Source organism: Halomonas sp. PGE1, assembly GCF_013000985.1.
GTDB classification, from domain to species: Bacteria; Pseudomonadota; Gammaproteobacteria; order Pseudomonadales; family Halomonadaceae; genus Halomonas; species Halomonas alkalicola.
The window spans coordinates 2,027,645-2,043,641 of record NZ_CP053032.1; the positions used below are offsets into that span (position 1 = coordinate 2,027,645).

Genomic DNA, 15,997 nt, shown 5'->3' on the forward strand with positions numbered 1-15,997 from the left:
GTGGACGTCATCGGCGAAGACCATGCCGCTAATCGCAAGATGCGTCGAGTTGCTGCTAAGGCGAGGCGTCGTGCTGAGCGGGGGGCGAAGTAATGGGCAACTTGCATGACTACATTGAATCGGGCCGCCGAATCTTCCCGCTGTGGCCCATTGTCGGAAATAAGTGCGGCTGTGGCCGGCATGAATGCAAAGATGTGGGCAAACACCCGCGCATTACAGGCTGGCAAAACTCGCCGCATTGGTCAGACGAGCAGATAGACAACATGGAGACTGCCGGGCAATTCGAAACCGGCTTCGGCGTTGTCATTGATGACCAGCTAGTTATCGACGTAGATCCTCGCAACGGAGGGGAAGCATCCTATGCCAAGCTGGTGAAAGACACCGGGATAGACTTCAAAGCTGAATCCGGCCATGTGGTCGCCACTGGGGGTGGTGGCTGGCATATCGAGTTCACGCGGCCGTCAGGCAGCGACCTGAAAGGAATGCTCAAAGGTTATCCCGGCATCGACTTCAAGTCATCGGGCTTTGTGGTGGGCGCCAGCAGCATGCATAAGTCAGGCTTGGCCTATGAGAGCGAGAAGGGAAACCCATGTGACCTAACGCCCTGCCCGCCTGAATTGCTGGCGCTGTTGAAGGTAGAAGCGAAGCCGCCCAGTGGCAAAGGCGATTACCCGCCGGCCACGGCTGGGCGCATCCGCGAGGTGCTCAAGTGGATTCCTAATGAAGACCTCGAGTATGAAGACGGCGAAGGCCCGACCTATATGGGCATCATGATGGCCGTGCATGACGAGACGGAAGGCGAGGGCTACGAGCTGTTCAGCGAGTGGAGCGAGCACAGCGGAAAGCACGACTCGGCTACGGACTGGCGAAAGTGGCAGTCACTCGGCCGGAGATCCGGAATCACGTTCGGCAGTGTCATGAAGTGGGCGCGTGACAATGGGATGCCTGCTGATGCTGGTATTGAACGGGCATCCTATGATGACGTTCTGACCCAGGCCCAGGCTCTCGGCAAGGACACCGCACCGGAGGAGATCGAGGCGGTTGTCGAGGCAGCGGCAACACTGAAGCCGATTCAAAAGCGCCGCGTTCATGAGGTCATCAAACGCCAGACCGGGCTCCCCTTCAGCGCCATGGCCGCTGCTGAGAGGGCCACGGTTGAAGATGATGACGTTGACGACTTGGCATTGGCGCAAGGGCTGGCCGATGAAGTTGGCCGAGATAACGTGATCGCGGCCCATGCGTTTGTCTGGCGCTGGATGAATACCGGCGTCTGGCAAAAGCAGGAAGACCGGAGCATCAAGCAGTGGGCTCAGCACTACATGGCCGGCAAGGTCGAGAGCGTTCGGAAGAACACCGTCGATAGTGTGGTCGACCTGTTCAAGACGGAAGTCTTCAAGCCGCATCATGAGTTCGACGTCGGGCCGGTTGAATGCGTCAACACGCTGAATGGCGAGCTGGTGCTCGAGGTTGGCAATTGGCACCTAGTGCCGCACGACCGGGAGCATTACCGCACCACTCAGATACCCGTGGCGTATGACCCCGAGGCGAAGGCCCCGCAGTTCGAGAAGTTCATGATGGACGTCTTCAACGGCGACCCCGACGCCAAGGAGAAGCGCGAGGCGGTGCTCGAGATGATCGGCTATTCGCTGATGGCCCATTGTCGCCATGAACGCTTCATCATTCTGGTGGGCAGCGGTGCCAACGGAAAGAGCGTCCTGCTGTCCGTGCTGGAAGGGCTGCTGGGCTCGCCCAACGTGGCCGGCGTACAACCGTCACAGTTCGACCGTTCGTTTCAGCGAGCACACCTGTTCGGCAAGCTGGCCAACATCGTGACGGAGATCAAGCAAGGCGAGATGATCGACGACGCGAGCTTGAAGGGCATTGTCTCCGGCGAGCCGACTACGGTTGAACACAAGTTCAAAGACCCGTTCGATATGCGTCCTTTCTCGACGTGCTGGTTCGGCACCAACCATATGCCGCATACCCGTGACTTCTCCGACGCCTTGTTTCGTCGTGCCATGGTGGTGGAGTTCAATAACACGTTCAAGCCGGAGCTGGGCAACTGTGATCCGCAGTTGAAGGACAAGTTGCTCGAGGAGCTGCCCGGTATTCTGAACCTGGCACTCTGCGCATATGCCGAAGCGCTGTTGTTCGGTTTCACTATGCCCAGCAGTTGCCAAGCTGCCCGCGACCGCTGGCGCCTTGAAGCGGATCAAGTGGCCCAGTTCGTCGAGGCTGAATGCCAGCCGGAGGAGGGCGGCCGGATACCGCCACAGCGGCTGTTCAACGCCTATAAGAGTTGGGCAGACGACAACGGTATTCACAAGAAGCTGACCCAGCGGTCATTCTTGGATCGCCTGAAGGTGCTCGGCTATGAGAGCCGGAAGTCTAATGGCGTCCGCAATGTCCAGGGGCTCAAGTGTGAGCGGATCTTTAGCGAGTTCGTGGGGGCATGACATGAGAGTTATTGAGGCCACTGAAAGGGATCATCGTTACAACCTCATGATGCATATGGCGATGGACGAGTACGATGACTTAACCGCTGATGAGCGAGCCGAGCGGTTTGCGATGGCGTATGTGTATGCGCTGCCCGAAACGGGAGTCACGGTACTGGCTGCTGAATATCACGGCAGTCTGCTGGGCTACGCCATCCTGACCCCTAAGAAAAGGGGGGCTGCTGTCAGATTGCACTGGCTGTACGTCGGGAAGGCGGCCCGTGGGTGTGGGGTGGGCAGCGTGCTGGTGAAGGAGGCGGTAAAACGATACCGCTACCTGCAACTAGCCTGCCATCCAAGGTTGAAGCCGTACTATCAGCGATTCGGTTTCAGCGCATGGCGGAAGTCAATGAATGATACCGACGTCATCGGCAGTACCACGAAGAAAGGCGCCCGACTTCCCTTTGTTGCGCGGATCATTCCTGGTGAAGCCTTTGATGCTGGGCGATGGATGGCAGCGCAGGTAGAGCGAGAACGTCGAGCATCGTGAAGTGAGAGCCCCGCCATCGAGCGGGGCTTTTTAGTTTCTGGGGCAGGGCAGGGACGCAAAGGGACGCAAGGGACGGACGTTTCGACATTCCGCGTAGGCAGTGAGAACTATATAGGGACACATATAACCGTCCCTGAGCAGAGAAGAATGATTTTTGTGGAGTAGGGGTAATGTGAAATCAGGCGTCCCTATCGTCCCTTCCGTCCCTGGTGGCAAGGCTCACGATTCAAACGAGAGCCCATTCCCGCCCCAAACGGAAAAGGGGGAGTCGCGTATAAGGATGCCTCCACATTTATGAAAAACGTTTCCATATACGCCCCGACGCTGCCGGCCACCCAACCCCAGTACCCCCACCAACCAGCGCCAGAACGCCGCAAAGGGATATTTAGTCCCTAGTACAAGCTATTCAAGTTACTGTTATATTTAAACTTTATTGAATGACAGCTATGCTGTGTATCAATAGGTGCAACAAAGCACGCCGATACCCACGACATAGGCCGCCGATATGGCCAAGCTTCACGCCCCACCTGACAAGTTCGCCCCCGGTTGGCTGTCCGAGCTGGACGGCCGCACCGGCATTGCCCAGACCATGCGCAGCCGCTATGCCGAGATGACCAGCGACCTAGGCGGTGCCGATAGCCTGAGCCTGGCCCAACGGCTGCTGGTGGAGCGAGCGCTGTGGCTGACCTACTGGCTCGAGACTCAGGAGGTGGCACTGGCCCAGGGGCAGGAGTTCGACGTGGGCAAGTGGGTACAGGCCGCCAATGGGCTGCAAGGCATCCTCGCCAAGCTGGGCCTCGAGCGTAAGGCCCGCGACGTGCCGAACCTTCACGATTACCTGAAGGCTAGGCCATGACCGCGCCCGCCCTGGTGGACCCCATCACCGCCCTGACCGATGACAACCTGCTGGCTCCGATGCTGCCGGGAGTCCATGAAGGGAGCTGGGATGCCTGGCTGGCCATCGTCAAAGGCATGTACGCCTTGCCCATGACCGCCAAGGATGCCCAGGTGTGGCGAGAGCTGACCGGCCGGCCCATGCCCATGAAGCCCAGCCGCGCCGCTTACCTGCTGTGTGGCCGCCGTGGTGGCAAGACACAAATGGCCGCCGCCCTGACGTTGTACGAAACCGCCCTGCGCGACTGGAGCGGCATTGCATCGAAAGGTGAGCTGATCGTGGGCGCCCTGGTGGCTGCTGACCGCCGGCAGGCGTCCCAGGCGCTCCGGTACATTCGGGGCGGCATCGAGGCGTCGCCCATGCTGCGCGCCCTGGTGGTCAAAGATGGATCCGAGGGCATCGAGCTTTCCAACGGCTCAGAGCTTACGGTGATGACCGCTTCGCATCGCTCGATTCGCGGCCGTTCGTTCGCCTGCCTGGTGGCCGACGAGTTGTGCCATTGGCACCTCGAGGGCGCTTCCCCCGATGTGGAGATCCTGAGAGCTGCCGAGCCCGCGCTATCCCTGACCGATGGGCTAATGCTAGGCATATCGACGCCCCATGCGCGGCAAGGCGTCATGTACCAGAAATGGAAGCGCCATTTCAGCAAGGCCGACGCCCCGAGCCTTGTGGTGCAGGCTCCGAGCCGACGCCTTAATCCCCGCTTGCCCCAGGCGGTAGTAGATGAAGCACTTGCAGAGGATGAAGCCGCAGCGCGCGCCGAATATATGGCGACCTGGAGGGACGATGTAGCCAGCTACGTCTCCCGTGACGTTCTCGAGGCCCTGGTAACGCCCGGTATCACTGAGCGCCCGCCACACCATGCCCACCGCTACCGCGCCTTTGTGGACGTCAGCGGCGGCCGTTCTGACGCCTTCTGCTGGGCCGTGGCCCATACCGAGGATGGAATCGACATTCTCGACCGGCTAGGCGAGATCAAACCGCCATTTAGCCCCGCTGATGCGGTAGAGCGTTGCGCCGCTGACCTTCGCCGCTACGGCATCACCGAAGTTCGAGGCGACCAATACGGGGCGGCATGGGTAACGGAGCAATTCTCCGATGCCGGCCTGAAGTACCTTCCCAGCGAGATGAACCGCTCCGAGATATACCTCGACGCCCTGCCCCGGCTGACCGCCAAGCGTGCCGAGCTGCTGGACTCCGAGACCCTGCTAAACCAGCTCGCCAACCTGGAGCGCCGCTCGAGATCCGGCGGGCGCGATAGTGTCGACCACCCCCGAGGTGGCAATGATGATGCGGCCAACGCTGCGATGGGCGCCATTACCGGCGGGACCAAGGTCAAGCGTTCAACCGCCGGCATCCTATTGCCCAAACGCTGGAGATTCGCCCATGCGTGACGACCTAATCAACATGCCCAGCGAGGCGCCTGCCGCCGATGCCTGGATGGTCCTATGGTCGATGGGACTCGACTTTGAATACCCGCTGGCAGGACAGACGGCCGGCGAGTGGCTGCAATCGCTCAACCTGACAGCCAACCAACTGAAATTGATTCACTACCGCGCCCAGGAGGCGCAAGACCATGAGTAAAGAGTTCGTGACCGCCAACCAAGCCAAAGCCGACAAGGCCCTGGAGCGTATCGCCGCCCGTGTGGCTGAAATGATCGCACCGACCATTGGTGAGGCTGTGGCCAATGAGCTGAAGGCGAACGCCAGTTCAAACGGCCGCAAGCTGAACCCGGCAGACCTGACCAACCCGAGCCGGCACTTTGATGGGCTGCCCAAGGGTGACGAGTGGGACACCCTGCCGGACGGCGACGACACGCCCGCGCCTGGTGGTGACCACTACAGCAACCTGCCGACCGACTGAGGTGAAACATGATTGACCCGACCCGCATTCCCGAGCGCATCGAAGCCCCGGCCGCTATCGCCCTGGAGCGTCACACACTGACCCAGGCCAGCAACGGCGAGCTGGTGGCCCATACCGGCAACGCCTATGCCTACCTCGCCTTGAACGGCTACGACGCTGGGGAGATCGCACTGGCCCAGGCGCCGGCATCTGGCGATGTTCTCTATCTGCTGGCGGCTGCTGGGCAGACCCTGGAGCGCGATGCCCCGTTGGCATCCAATGGCGACGGCACCGTAAGGCTAGGCGACCCGGCGACCGATCCGGTTCTGGCTTATGCGGCCGAAGCCGTGGCAGGCACTACCGCCGGCCAGCGCATTACCGCCAATTGGAGGTGAGGCCATGAGCTGCCCCGACTGCAAAGACAACGCCACGGCTGAGGAGATCCTCGACCTGATCCAGCAACACCATGACCGGCTCGAGCGCGAATATACCGCCCGGCTCGAGGAGGCTGTGGTGGAGATCCGCCGGCTGACCGAAACGCTGGCATCCACCACCGAAAAACGCCCTGCCGGCACCCGACTTCACTGAGGTAAACGACATGACCCAAGACACCGACGGCATCATCAAGGCCAATGAGCTGCTGCAAGATCCTGAAACCACCGTGGAGGAGCTGAGGGCGGCTCAGGACGGTATCAGTAGCGAGATGCGCACCCTGAACGCACAGCAATTGCCCGATGTAGCCCAGGCCACCAGCATGGCCCAGCGCCGCGAGTTCGAGGCCCAGCGCCAAGAGGTGGGCGCGATGAATGAGATCCTTTCGAACCTGTTTCGTCGGCTGGGCGATGCCATCCAGCGCCGCCGAGCCCAGGACGCCATCGAGGGCGCTGAAGGTGACCGGGCTGCACTCGAGAAGGCCCTCGAGCTGGCAGAGACGGCCCGCGCCGCCTATCTGGCCGCTGCCAAGGATGCGCTCGACTGCGCCGATGTTATCGCCAAGGGGCGGCAGGCAGCGGGCCACACTGGCTTCGACAAGGTGGGCGCCACGGCTGCGCAGGTGGACAAGCTGCAAGACCTGGCAGAGCCGCTGCTAGAAGTCGCTGCGCTTCAGCGGCTGCGCCTGACGACTCAACTAGGTGACCCCCGCAAGGTGGCATGAGGCATGACCGCTGCCCTGGAGGCGGACGCCTGCTGGTGGGACGACCAGCAGCACCCTATCAACGCCGACGGCGAGGAGGGCCGGCAGGAGCTGGCCCGAGCTTGTGCTGAGATCTGGCTGGCGAGCATCCGCGTCTACTACTCCGACGCAAGCGCCGCCCTGCGCGGTAAGTCTGCCCACAATGATGGAGGTGAGGCACTAGCCGACCTGCGCGGTGATAGGCGGCTGCTGGGCCGCCTGTGCCGGCCGCTGGATGCCTGTCCGCAACGTGTGGGCGATGCGATGGAGCGTGGCCTCGAGCTGGGCCTGCGCTTCGATGCCAGCGCCATGAGTCGCCCTGTGCCCGAGGTGCACGACGATTACCGGCTGGGCGCGTGGCGAGAGAAGCAAAAGCGCCGCGGCAAGCCTGTGCCGATCACGCTGAAGTAGTCGTCTTGATGCTCAGGCGCGTCCGCGCCGGCCGTTACGCATTACGTTTTATGTAATTACGCCGAACCGTTACGGCACCCGCCGGCTGACGACCGTATTTTCGTGCCTGTCCGCCTGGAGGTCGCGCTGCTGCTGGGATTGAGTGGCGAGCGGCTGGGCAATGTGAGGAGTTCGGGCTGGTGCGAGCGGTGGGACTCGAACCCACACGACCAAAGGTCAGGAAATTTTAAGTCTCCGGCGTCTACCGATTCCGCCACGCTCGCAAATTTTTTATCTGCTGCACCAGTGATGCACCGCTTCGACTGTTGCCGGCAAATTACTGAAACGAAAGGGATTTTAGGAAGGGGGAGGGGATTTTAAGTCCCTTGCGTCTACCAATTTCGCCATCCGGGCGGCACGGTGTCGAGCAGAAAAAAGGGGGAAATGGAGGCTGGAGTCGGAATCGAACCGGCGTACACGGAGTTGCAGTCCGCTGCATGACCACTCTGCCATCCAGCCTCACTGAGTCAGATGTTCATCTCCCGAGGGGAGATGGAGCGGGAAACGAGATTCGAACTCGCGACCCCAACCTTGGCAAGGTTGTGCTCTACCACTGAGCTATTCCCGCCTGACTCGAGAGCGAATTATACGGATAAGTCGGTGACTGTCAAACGCTTTTGCACTCCCTCACATGGAATCGCTGAGGTGCGGCCAGGCGGCGCGCAGGTAGAGCACCATGGACCACAGGGTCAGCACGGCCGCCACGTAGAGGGTGGCCACGGCGAGATGGGCGATGGGAGTGCCCGGGGCGAAGGCCAGCAGCAGGAAGATGGCGACCATCTGCAGGGTGGTCTTCACCTTGCCGATCCAGGAGACCGCGACCTTGCCGCGCTTGCCCATCTCCGCCATCCACTCGCGCAACGCCGAGATGACGATTTCGCGGCCGATGATCACCAGCGCCGGCAGGGTGAGCCAGACCGCCTCGTAGCGTTCGATCATCAGCGCCAGGGCCACGGCCACCATCAGCTTGTCGGCCACCGGGTCGAGGAAGGCGCCGAAGGGGGTGGCCTGGTCCCAGCGCCGGGCCAGGTAGCCGTCGAGCCAGTCGGTGATCGAGGCCAGGGCAAACAGGCCGGCGGCCAGCGGCATGCTCCACGAGAAGGGCAGGTAGAAGAACACCACCAGCAGCGGAATGAAGCCGATACGGGCGAGGGTGAGGAGATTCGGGATGTTCATTGCGTGACGCTGTCCTTGCCGGTGGGTGGTGCCGAGCGCCCGCTCATTCTATCCCCCTTGGCGGACTTCATCCATGCAGGGCGCGATGAATCGCCTCGGCCAGGGTGGCGCTGATGCCTGGCGCCCGCGCCAGCTCCTCGCGGCTGGCCTGCTTGACCCCCTGCAGCCCGCCGAAGAAGCGCAGCAGCTCGCGGCGGCGCTTGGGCCCGACGCCGGGGATGCCTTCCAGGGTGGAGGTGCGGCGCGCCTTGTCGCGGCGTGTGCGATGGCCGGTGATGGCGAAACGGTGCGCCTCGTCGCGCACGTGCTGGATCAGGTGCAGGGCCGGCGAGGCCGGATCCATGTCCAGGCTCCGATCTGCGGTCTCGAGGAACAGGGTCTCCAGGCCCGCCTTGCGGGTGGTGCCCTTGGCGACGCCGACCAGGGCGATGCCGCTGACCCCGAGCTCGGCAAAGACCTCCCGGGCCAGGTTGAGCTGGCCCTTGCCGCCGTCCACCAGCAGCACGTCGGGGCGCTCCCCCTCGCCGTCCGTGAGTCGGCGGAAGCGTCGGGTCAGCGCCTGGCGCATGGCGGCGTAGTCGTCGCCGGCGGCCACTCCCTCGATATTGAAGCGGCGATAGTCGGACTTGCGCGGGCCGTTCTGGTCGAACACCACGCAGGAGGCCACGGTGGCCTCGCCGTGGCTGTGGCTGATGTCGAAGCACTCCAGGCGAGCAGGGGTCTCGGCCAGGCCCAGCACCTCGCGCAGCGACGCGAACCGCCGCGTGAGCTGGGCCTGGCTGGCCAGCTGGCTGGCGAGCTGCTGCTCGGCGTTGGTCACGGCCAGGGACTGCCACTGCGCGCGGTGGCCGCGCACCCGGTCGGTGAGCCGCACGCGCCGGCCGGCGCGCTCGCCGAGCGCCGCCTCGATCAGCGCACGATCCGCCAGGGGGTGGCTGGTGATCAGCTCGCGGGGAATCTCGTTGTCCTGGCCCAGGTAGTACTGGCTGAGAAATTCCGCGAGCAGCTCCTCGGCGGGCAGGTCGAGCCCGTTGGCGGGGGCATGGTGGCGCGCCCCCAGCAGCCGCCCGTGACGCACGCTGAGCACCGAGATGCACAGCGCGCCGGGGCGGGTGGCAAGGGCGAAGATGTCGGCATCGCCGTCGCCGGTATCGACGAACTGGCGCTGCTGGAGCTGGCGCAGCTGCTGGATCTGGTCGCGCAGCCGAGCGGCCTCCTCGAAGGCCAGCGCCTGGCTGGCCGCCTCCATGGCCGCGGTGAGCTCGCCGGTCACCTGCTCGCTTCTGCCCTCGAGGCACTGCACGGCGTGCTCCAGGTCGCGCCGGTACTCCGCCTCGCCGATCAGGCCCACGCAGGGGCCGCTGCAGCGCTCGATCTGATACTGCAGGCAGGGCCTCGTGCGGTGGGCGAAGACGCTGTCCTCGCAGTTGCGGATGCGGAAGATCTTCTGCATCAGCGAGAGGCTCTCGCGTACCGCCAGGCTGCTGGGGTAGGGGCCCAGGTAGCGGCCGTCGTCGCGGCGCGCCCGGGCACGCTTGTACTCCAGCGCCGGGAAGGGGTGGCGGTCGGTGACGAAGACGAAGGGATAGGACTTGTCGTCGCGCAGCAGGATGTTGTAGGGCGGGCGCAGCTCCTTGATCAGGGTCTGCTCCAGCAGCAGCGCCTCGGTTTCGCTGTTGGTCACCGTGACCTGGATGTCGGCGATGCGCGAGACCAGGGCCTGGGTCTTGGCGTTCAGGGCGCCACGGAAATAGCTGGCCAGGCGCGCCTTGAGGCGTCGGGCCTTGCCGACATAGAGGGTCTCGCCCCGGGCATCCAGCATGCGGTAGACGCCCGGGGATTCGCTGACGGTGCCGAGGAAGTGGCGATGATCGAAGCTCATGAAGGCGGTGCGGTCGCGGACGGGAGTGCCATCCTAGCAGATCAGGCCGGACGGCAGGTCGGGGCGGCTCACTCCACGCTGGCGAAGCCTTCCACCAGGCCATGGCGCAGCCCCAGGTGGGTGAGTTCGACGTCGGTCTGCACGCCCAGCTTGTCGAAGATGCGGTAGCGGTAGGTGTTCACCGTCTTGGGACTGAGGAAGAGCCGGTCGGAGATGTCGGCCACCTTCTGGCAGTTGACGATCATCATCGCCACCTGCATCTCGCGCTGGGAGAGCTGGTCGAAGGGGTTGTCGGCGGCATCGATGCGCGACAGCACCAGCCGCTGGGCGACCTCCGGGCTGACGTAGCGCTGGCCGTGGAAGACGCCGCGGATGGCCGCCACCATCTCCTCGTGCTGGCAGTCCTTGCTCAGGAAGCCGAAGGCGCCGGCGTCCAGCAGTCGCTGGGCGAAGGCCTCCTCGAGCCAGGCGGTCAGCACCAGCACGCGGGTGTCGGGCTGGGTGCGGTGGATCTTGCGGGTGGCCTCCAGGCCGCCGATCCCCGGCATGCGGATATCCATCAGCACCACGTCGGGGGAGAGGCGGCGGGTCTCGGCGATGGCGGTCTCGCCGTCGGAGGCCTCGCCGACCACGCTGAGGTCTTCCTCGGCGTTCAGCAGGTGGGCGATGCTCGTCCTCACCAGGTGATGGTCATCGGCAATCAGTACCCGGATCAAGGCGGCGGCTCCTGAGCGAATGGGCTGGTAGGGAAAAGGTGGGGAGAGACGAGGTGTCTCATCCCAAAGAGTGGCACAACTTCGGTGCAGGTGGAAAGCATCCTTCGGGGGAGAGATGGAGGGGGTTGACGAACCCGGTATCAGCGCGTAATATCTGCCTCGTTCTCGCAAGGCGAGACGGTGTGGGGCCTTAGCTCAGCTGGGAGAGCGCAACACTGGCAGTGTTGAGGTCAGCGGTTCGATCCCGCTAGGCTCCACCAACAAGACATCACGAAAAACCCCCTGGCGTCATGCGCCAGGGGGTTTTTCGTTGTCCGCGTGGGCGGGCAGGCGTTGCGGCCGTGGGCGTCGCCAGGCGGGGCGTTCTACGATGCGAAAGCCCCGCCGCGGCGATGCCGGGCGGGGCTTCTGGCGTCACTGGCGGTCAGGGCTCAGGCGCAGTCGGCGGCGCCTTCTCCGAACATGTCGAACAGAAGCTCGCGCCCGAGGGGGGTGAGCACCAATCGGTTGTGCTCGTTCCAGGAGGCCGCCTCGCTGTTGACCAGCACCTTCTCGCAGGTCTGCCATTCGCTGGAAGAGCGGGAGAGGTGTGCCACATCCTGGCGGTCGAGGCCGCGATGGGGGATGGAGACGGTTTCCAGCACGTGGCCATGGTGGTAGAGCAGAGCCGCCATGTGGGAGAGGCACTGGCGCAGGCTGCGCTGCATGCCGGCGAGAGGGGAAGCGTCGATCATCATGTGTCGCATTTCCTGTCACTCAGGGGGTGTGCTGCGACGCATTATACTACCAAGGTCGTGGTTATACAAAGGTATAAGGCAGGGCTTGGGCCGGGTCCCTGCGGTGGAGCGCCACAGGGACCCGGGGCCATCAGCCGTCGACGCGACCGAGCAGCAGGAACTCGATCAGAGCCTTCTGGGCATGCAGGCGGTTGCCCGCCTCCTGCCAGACCACGGCGCGCGGGTCGTCGAGCAGGGTCTCGCTGATCTCCTCGCCGCGGTGGGCGGGCAGGCAGTGCAGGAAGAGGGCGTCGGCCCTGGCGCGGTCGAGCAGCGCCTCGGTCACCTGGAAGCCGGCGAAGTCCGCCTCGCGCTTGGCCTGCTCCTCCTCCTGGCCCATGGAGGCCCAGACGTCGGTGGTGACCAGGTCAGCGTCGACCACGGCATCGCTGGGGTCGCGCAGGATCGTGATCCGGTCGCCGGCGGCCTCGAGGATATCCTGGCGCGGCTCGTAGCCCTCCGGACAGCAGACGCGCAGCTGGAAGTCGAACTGACGCGCGGCGTTGATCCAGGAGTGGCACATGTTGTTGCCGTCGCCGATCCAGACCGCCGTCTTGCCCTTGACGCTGCCGCGCAGCTCGGTCCAGGTCATCACGTCGGCCAGCAGCTGGCAGGGATGGTAGTCGTCGGTCAGCGCGTTGATCACCGGCACCGAGCTGGCCGCGGCATACGCCTCCAGCCCTTCATGGGAGAAGGTGCGGATCATCACGATGTCGACCATCTCCGAGAGCACCCGGGCGGTGTCGCCGATGGGCTCGCCGCGACCCAGCTGGGTGTCGCGGGGGGAGAGGAAGAGGGCGTGCCCGCCGAAGTGCGCCATGGCGGTCTCGAAGGAGACCCGGGTACGGGTCGAGGACTTCTCGAAGATCATCGCCATGGTGCGGTTGGGCAGGGGGGTGTAGCGGGGCCCCTGGGCCTTCAGCTCGTTCTTGATGGTGATGGCGCGCTGGATGAGGTAGTGCAGCTCATCCTGGCTCAGGTCCAGCAGGGTCAGGAAGTGGCGGGTGGCCATTGGGCGTGCTCCACGGGAAAAAACGACCATCCTAGCCAGGCGCCGGGGGATGCGCAACGCGCGTCGTATCAGTAGAATGGGCGATCACCAAGACCTACCGTCGAGCTCGGGTATTGCCCCGCGCCGCCATCCGCGACCTCTGTCATCCGTGACATCCATAGGGAGACGCCATGAGCACCACCCTCGAGAACATCCAGCGCCAGATCAGCGAAAACCCCATCCTGATCTACATGAAGGGCACGCCTCAGCTGCCCCAGTGTGGCTTCTCCGCCCAGACCGTCCAGGCGCTGATGGCCTGCGGCGAGCGCTTTGCCTTCGTCAATATCCTGGACAACCCGGATATCCGCGCCGAGCTGCCCAAGTTTGCCAACTGGCCCACCTTCCCCCAGCTGTGGGTCGAGGGCGAGCTGGTCGGCGGCTGTGACATCGTGGTGGAGATGCACCAGAACGGCGAGCTCGAGAAGCTGATCAAGGAAACCGCCGCCAAGCACCAGCACGACGCCTGAGCCCTCGAGGCAGCAGCGACAGCGTCGAGCCACCAGCTGGCTTCACGAGACCCCGTCGGTATGGCCGGCGGGGTTTCCTATTTATGCGTCTGATCGAATCATGCCGGCTGCCGCCTACGGCACCTCGTCCATCCCCTGCTCGCGCTGGGCCTGTGACCAGCCGCCCAGCTCCTTGTAGCGATTGACCATGGCGCAGAACAGCTCGGCGGTGCGTTCGGTATCGTAGCGCGCCGAGTGGGCCTCGCCGTTGTCGAAGGGGATGCCGGCGGCGCGGCAGGCCCTGGCCAGCACCGTCTGGCCGTAGATGAGGCCGGCAAGCGAGGCGGTATCGAAGCTGGAGAAGGGGTGGAAGGGGTTGCGCTTGATGCCGCAGCGATTCACGGCGGCATTCAGGAAGCCGTGGTCGAAGGCGGCATTGTGGCCCACCAGCACGGCGCGGGTGCAGCCGTGGGCCTTGATCGCCTTGCGCACCGGGCGGAAGATCTCGCCCAGGGCCTCGGCCTCGGAGAGCGCCACCTGCTGGCGCAGCGGGTCGTCGAGCCTGATCCCGGTGAAGTCCAGCGCCGACTGCTCGACGTCGGCACCCTCGAAGGGTTTCACGTGGAAGGCGTAGGTGGCTTCGGGCAGCAGGAAGCCCTGGGCGTCCATGGTCAGGGTCACCGCGGCGATCTCCAGGATCGCATTGCGCTCGGCGTTGAAGCCGCCGGTCTCCATGTCCACCACCACCGGCAGGAAGCTGCGGAATCGCTGTGCCAGCAGCTCGCGGGCGATCGCCTCGCTCATGCACCCTCTCCTTGCGTCTTTCGGTCTCGGTCGCCCCGCCCCGCGGGGACCCGGGGCGAATCCGCGCAAGTCTAGCAGGTTGGCTTCCGGGCGTCCCGGGGCCGGTATTCGCCGTGCCAATGGCGCGCTATACTGCCTCCCCTGATGCCAACCCCCTAGCTTTCATCGAGGAGCCCCGAATGTCCGATGTCAAGAAGGTCGTGCTCGCCTACTCCGGTGGCCTGGACACCTCCGTTATCGTCAAGTGGTTGCAGGAGACCTACAACTGCGAGGTGGTGACCTTTACCGCCGACATCGGCCAGGGCGAGGAAGTCGAGCCGGCGCGCGCCAAGGCCCAGGCCCTCGGCGTGAAGGAGATCTACATCGAGGACCTGCGCGAGGAGTTCGTGCGCGACTACGTCTACCCGATGTTCCGCGCCAACACCATCTATGAGGGCGAGTACCTGCTCGGCACCTCCATCGCGCGCCCGCTGATCGCCAAGCGCCTGATCGAGATCGCCAACCAGACCGGCGCCGACGCCATCTCCCACGGCGCCACCGGCAAGGGCAACGACCAGGTGCGCTTCGAGATGGGCGCCTATGCCCTCAAGCCCGGCGTCAAGGTGATCGCCCCCTGGCGCGAGTGGGACCTGACCTCCCGCGAGAAGCTGATGGCCTACTGCGACGAGCACAGCATCCCGGTGGACTTCTCCTCCAAGAAGAAGAAATCCCCCTACTCCATGGACGCCAACCTGCTGCACATCTCCTACGAGGGCGGCATCCTCGAGGATCCCTGGGCCGAGGCCGAGGAGGACATGTGGCGCTGGAGCGTCTCCCCGGAGACCGCCCCGGACGTGCCCACCTACGTGGAGCTGACCTATGAGAAGGGCGACATCGTGGCCGTCGACGGCACCCCGATGCGCCCCCATGAGGTGCTCGAGACCCTCAACAAGCTGGGCGGCGACAACGGCATCGGCCGTCTCGACATCGTCGAGAACCGCTACGTGGGCATGAAGTCCCGCGGCTGCTACGAGACGCCCGGCGGCACCATCATGCTCAAGGCCCACCGCGCCATCGAGTCCATCACCCTGGACCGCGAGGAGGCCCACCTCAAGGACGAGCTGATGCCCAAGTACGCCAAGGTGATCTACAACGGCTACTGGTGGAGCCCGGAGCGCCGCATGCTGCAGGCCGCCATCGACGAGACCCAGAAGAACGTCTCCGGCGTGGTGCGCATGAAGCTCTACAAGGGCAACGCCATCGTGGTGGGGCGCCAGTCCGAGCAGTCGCTGTTCGACGAGTCCATCGCCACCTTCGAGGACGACGCCGGCGCCTACGACCAGAAGGATGCCGAGGGCTTCATCAAGCTCAACGCCCTGCGCCTGCGTATTGCCGCCGGCAAGGGCCGCAAGCAGGACTGAGTCCCGCCTGCGCGACCTGCATGCGACGCCGGCTGATGCCGGCGTCGCTGTTCTTGGGTGAAGAGACGCCACAGGAGAATCACGATGCTGAAGAAACTGCTGTCCGGGCTGTTCGGCGGTGGCGAGAAGGCGCCGGGCAGTGCGCCGGCCGCCGAACCGGTGGCCTACAAGGGCTACCAGATCATCTCCGAGCCCGCCGACCAGGGCGGCCAGTACCGGGTCAGCGGCTGGATCCGCAAGCCCGGGGAGGACGGCGAGGTGCAGGAGCACCGCTTCGAACGCTCCGACATGGTGCCCGGCCGCGAGGCCTGCGACCAGCTGATGGTCAGCAAGGCGCAGCGCTTCATCGACGAGGTGGGCGAGGGGATGTTCCGGCCCCGCTGACCGATAACGCCGGCG

Annotated in this window: 19 protein-coding genes and 4 tRNA genes; 14 read left to right on the plus strand and 9 right to left on the minus strand. The window is 64.3% G+C overall.

Annotated elements, in window-relative coordinates; genetic code table 11:
• The first annotated feature begins 92 nt into the window (after positions 1-92).
• The 10 genes from HIR79_RS09555 (at position 93) to HIR79_RS09600 (ending at position 7,308) form a co-directional block, all read left to right on the plus strand.
• Positions 93-2,456 carry a phage/plasmid primase, P4 family gene (locus tag HIR79_RS09555; protein WP_169958168.1) on the plus strand — a complete coding sequence of 788 codons (2,364 nt, stop codon included), beginning with the start codon at positions 93-95 and terminating at the stop codon, positions 2,454-2,456.
• Between the two features lies 1 nt (position 2,457).
• Positions 2,458-2,985 (plus strand): GNAT family N-acetyltransferase, encoded by a 528-nt coding sequence (locus tag HIR79_RS09560; RefSeq protein ID WP_169958169.1) that lies wholly within the window; start codon positions 2,458-2,460, stop codon positions 2,983-2,985.
• 505 nt (positions 2,986-3,490) lie between these two features.
• Positions 3,491-3,841, plus strand: a complete 351-nt coding sequence (locus tag HIR79_RS09565) for a hypothetical protein (protein WP_169958170.1) — start codon at positions 3,491-3,493, stop codon at positions 3,839-3,841.
• A complete protein-coding gene (locus HIR79_RS09570; protein WP_169958171.1) occupies positions 3,838-5,274 on the plus strand; it encodes a terminase large subunit domain-containing protein in 1,437 nt (478 codons plus the stop codon). Before HIR79_RS09565 ends, HIR79_RS09570 begins: the two co-directional genes overlap by 4 nt.
• The gene (locus tag HIR79_RS09575) at positions 5,267-5,464 is read left to right on the plus strand and encodes a hypothetical protein (protein ID WP_169958172.1); all 198 of its coding nucleotides are present in this window, start codon (positions 5,267-5,269) and stop codon (positions 5,462-5,464) included. Before HIR79_RS09570 ends, HIR79_RS09575 begins: the two co-directional genes overlap by 8 nt.
• Entirely contained in the window at positions 5,457-5,744 is a 288-nt protein-coding gene (locus HIR79_RS09580) for a hypothetical protein (RefSeq protein ID WP_169958173.1), read from the plus strand. The genes HIR79_RS09575 and HIR79_RS09580 overlap by 8 nt, the downstream gene beginning before the upstream one ends.
• 8 nt (positions 5,745-5,752) lie before the next feature.
• Positions 5,753-6,118: a hypothetical protein gene (locus HIR79_RS09585; protein WP_169958174.1), complete on the plus strand. Its 366-nt coding sequence runs from the start codon at positions 5,753-5,755 to the stop codon at positions 6,116-6,118.
• A gap of 4 nt (positions 6,119-6,122) precedes the next feature.
• On the plus strand, positions 6,123-6,311 hold the full coding sequence (locus HIR79_RS09590; protein WP_169958175.1) for a hypothetical protein: 189 nt from the start codon (positions 6,123-6,125) through the stop codon (positions 6,309-6,311).
• Positions 6,312-6,321: 10 nt separating this feature from the next.
• Positions 6,322-6,879, plus strand: coding sequence for a hypothetical protein (locus tag HIR79_RS09595; RefSeq protein ID WP_169958176.1), 558 nt, complete (start codon positions 6,322-6,324; stop codon positions 6,877-6,879).
• Between the two features lie 3 nt (positions 6,880-6,882).
• A complete protein-coding gene (locus tag HIR79_RS09600) occupies positions 6,883-7,308 on the plus strand; it encodes a hypothetical protein (protein WP_169958177.1) in 426 nt (141 codons plus the stop codon).
• Between the two features lie 177 nt (positions 7,309-7,485).
• On the opposite strand, the gene HIR79_RS09605 is transcribed toward HIR79_RS09600, so the two are convergent.
• From HIR79_RS09605 to HIR79_RS09630, 6 genes are all read right to left on the minus strand, one after another.
• Positions 7,486-7,571 (minus strand) — tRNA-Leu (locus HIR79_RS09605).
• A 161-nt stretch (positions 7,572-7,732) separates the two neighbouring features.
• Positions 7,733-7,806 (minus strand) — tRNA-Cys (locus tag HIR79_RS09610).
• 34 nt (positions 7,807-7,840) lie between these two features.
• A tRNA-Gly gene (locus HIR79_RS09615) sits at positions 7,841-7,915 on the minus strand.
• Positions 7,916-7,974: 59 nt separating this feature from the next.
• On the minus strand, positions 7,975-8,523 hold the full coding sequence (pgsA, locus tag HIR79_RS09620) for a CDP-diacylglycerol--glycerol-3-phosphate 3-phosphatidyltransferase (protein ID WP_110070439.1): 549 nt from the start codon (positions 8,521-8,523) through the stop codon (positions 7,975-7,977).
• 67 nt (positions 8,524-8,590) lie between these two features.
• Positions 8,591-10,405 (minus strand): excinuclease ABC subunit UvrC, encoded by a 1,815-nt coding sequence (gene uvrC, locus HIR79_RS09625; RefSeq protein WP_169958178.1) that lies wholly within the window; start codon positions 10,403-10,405, stop codon positions 8,591-8,593.
• A gap of 68 nt (positions 10,406-10,473) precedes the next feature.
• Positions 10,474-11,121, minus strand: coding sequence for a response regulator (locus HIR79_RS09630; protein ID WP_119022466.1), 648 nt, complete (start codon positions 11,119-11,121; stop codon positions 10,474-10,476).
• Between the two features lie 184 nt (positions 11,122-11,305).
• Here HIR79_RS09630 and HIR79_RS09635 point away from each other — a divergent pair.
• Positions 11,306-11,381: transfer RNA gene (locus tag HIR79_RS09635), tRNA-Ala, on the plus strand.
• A gap of 171 nt (positions 11,382-11,552) precedes the next feature.
• On the opposite strand, the gene HIR79_RS09640 is transcribed toward HIR79_RS09635, so the two are convergent.
• Together HIR79_RS09640 and argF are read right to left on the minus strand one after the other, a co-directional pair.
• The gene (locus HIR79_RS09640; protein ID WP_169958179.1) at positions 11,553-11,858 is read right to left on the minus strand and encodes a hypothetical protein; all 306 of its coding nucleotides are present in this window, start codon (positions 11,856-11,858) and stop codon (positions 11,553-11,555) included.
• 130 nt (positions 11,859-11,988) lie between these two features.
• On the minus strand, positions 11,989-12,909 hold the full coding sequence (gene argF, locus HIR79_RS09645) for an ornithine carbamoyltransferase (RefSeq protein ID WP_169958180.1): 921 nt from the start codon (positions 12,907-12,909) through the stop codon (positions 11,989-11,991).
• Positions 12,910-13,079: 170 nt separating this feature from the next.
• On the opposite strand from argF, the gene HIR79_RS09650 reads away from it, so the two are divergent.
• Positions 13,080-13,415 (plus strand): Grx4 family monothiol glutaredoxin, encoded by a 336-nt coding sequence (locus tag HIR79_RS09650; RefSeq protein WP_169958181.1) that lies wholly within the window; start codon positions 13,080-13,082, stop codon positions 13,413-13,415.
• Between the two features lie 114 nt (positions 13,416-13,529).
• Here HIR79_RS09650 and rnt read toward each other — a convergent pair whose 3' ends face one another.
• A complete protein-coding gene (rnt, locus tag HIR79_RS09655; protein ID WP_119022462.1) occupies positions 13,530-14,198 on the minus strand; it encodes a ribonuclease T in 669 nt (222 codons plus the stop codon).
• Between the two features lie 179 nt (positions 14,199-14,377).
• Between rnt and HIR79_RS09660 the strand changes: the two genes are divergently transcribed.
• A complete protein-coding gene (locus HIR79_RS09660; RefSeq protein ID WP_169958182.1) occupies positions 14,378-15,598 on the plus strand; it encodes an argininosuccinate synthase in 1,221 nt (406 codons plus the stop codon).
• An 84-nt stretch (positions 15,599-15,682) separates the two neighbouring features.
• Positions 15,683-15,982, plus strand: coding sequence for an HlyU family transcriptional regulator (locus tag HIR79_RS09665; RefSeq protein WP_119022460.1), 300 nt, complete (start codon positions 15,683-15,685; stop codon positions 15,980-15,982).
• Positions 15,983-15,997 lie beyond the last annotated feature (15 nt).

Bases quoted from the DNA above. Each gene is read 5' to 3' on its own strand.
- HIR79_RS09650 (WP_169958181.1), top strand. From the start codon at position 13,080: ATGAGCACCACCCTCGAGAACATCCAGCGCCAGATCAGCGAAAACCCC.
- pgsA (WP_110070439.1), bottom strand. From the start codon at position 8,523: ATGAACATCCCGAATCTCCTCACCCTCGCCCGTATCGGCTTCATTCCG.
- rnt (WP_119022462.1), bottom strand. From the start codon at position 14,198: ATGAGCGAGGCGATCGCCCGCGAGCTGCTGGCACAGCGATTCCGCAGC.
- HIR79_RS09600 (WP_169958177.1), top strand. From the start codon at position 6,883: ATGACCGCTGCCCTGGAGGCGGACGCCTGCTGGTGGGACGACCAGCAG.
- HIR79_RS09590 (WP_169958175.1), top strand. From the start codon at position 6,123: ATGAGCTGCCCCGACTGCAAAGACAACGCCACGGCTGAGGAGATCCTC.
- HIR79_RS09640 (WP_169958179.1), bottom strand. From the start codon at position 11,858: ATGATGATCGACGCTTCCCCTCTCGCCGGCATGCAGCGCAGCCTGCGC.
- HIR79_RS09565 (WP_169958170.1), top strand. From the start codon at position 3,491: ATGGCCAAGCTTCACGCCCCACCTGACAAGTTCGCCCCCGGTTGGCTG.
- argF (WP_169958180.1), bottom strand. From the start codon at position 12,909: ATGGCCACCCGCCACTTCCTGACCCTGCTGGACCTGAGCCAGGATGAG.
- HIR79_RS09555 (WP_169958168.1), top strand. From the start codon at position 93: ATGGGCAACTTGCATGACTACATTGAATCGGGCCGCCGAATCTTCCCG.
- HIR79_RS09585 (WP_169958174.1), top strand. From the start codon at position 5,753: ATGATTGACCCGACCCGCATTCCCGAGCGCATCGAAGCCCCGGCCGCT.
- HIR79_RS09560 (WP_169958169.1), top strand. From the start codon at position 2,458: ATGAGAGTTATTGAGGCCACTGAAAGGGATCATCGTTACAACCTCATG.
- HIR79_RS09580 (WP_169958173.1), top strand. From the start codon at position 5,457: ATGAGTAAAGAGTTCGTGACCGCCAACCAAGCCAAAGCCGACAAGGCC.
- HIR79_RS09575 (WP_169958172.1), top strand. From the start codon at position 5,267: ATGCGTGACGACCTAATCAACATGCCCAGCGAGGCGCCTGCCGCCGAT.
- HIR79_RS09660 (WP_169958182.1), top strand. From the start codon at position 14,378: ATGTCCGATGTCAAGAAGGTCGTGCTCGCCTACTCCGGTGGCCTGGAC.
- uvrC (WP_169958178.1), bottom strand. From the start codon at position 10,405: ATGAGCTTCGATCATCGCCACTTCCTCGGCACCGTCAGCGAATCCCCG.
- HIR79_RS09665 (WP_119022460.1), top strand. From the start codon at position 15,683: ATGCTGAAGAAACTGCTGTCCGGGCTGTTCGGCGGTGGCGAGAAGGCG.
- HIR79_RS09595 (WP_169958176.1), top strand. From the start codon at position 6,322: ATGACCCAAGACACCGACGGCATCATCAAGGCCAATGAGCTGCTGCAA.
- HIR79_RS09570 (WP_169958171.1), top strand. From the start codon at position 3,838: ATGACCGCGCCCGCCCTGGTGGACCCCATCACCGCCCTGACCGATGAC.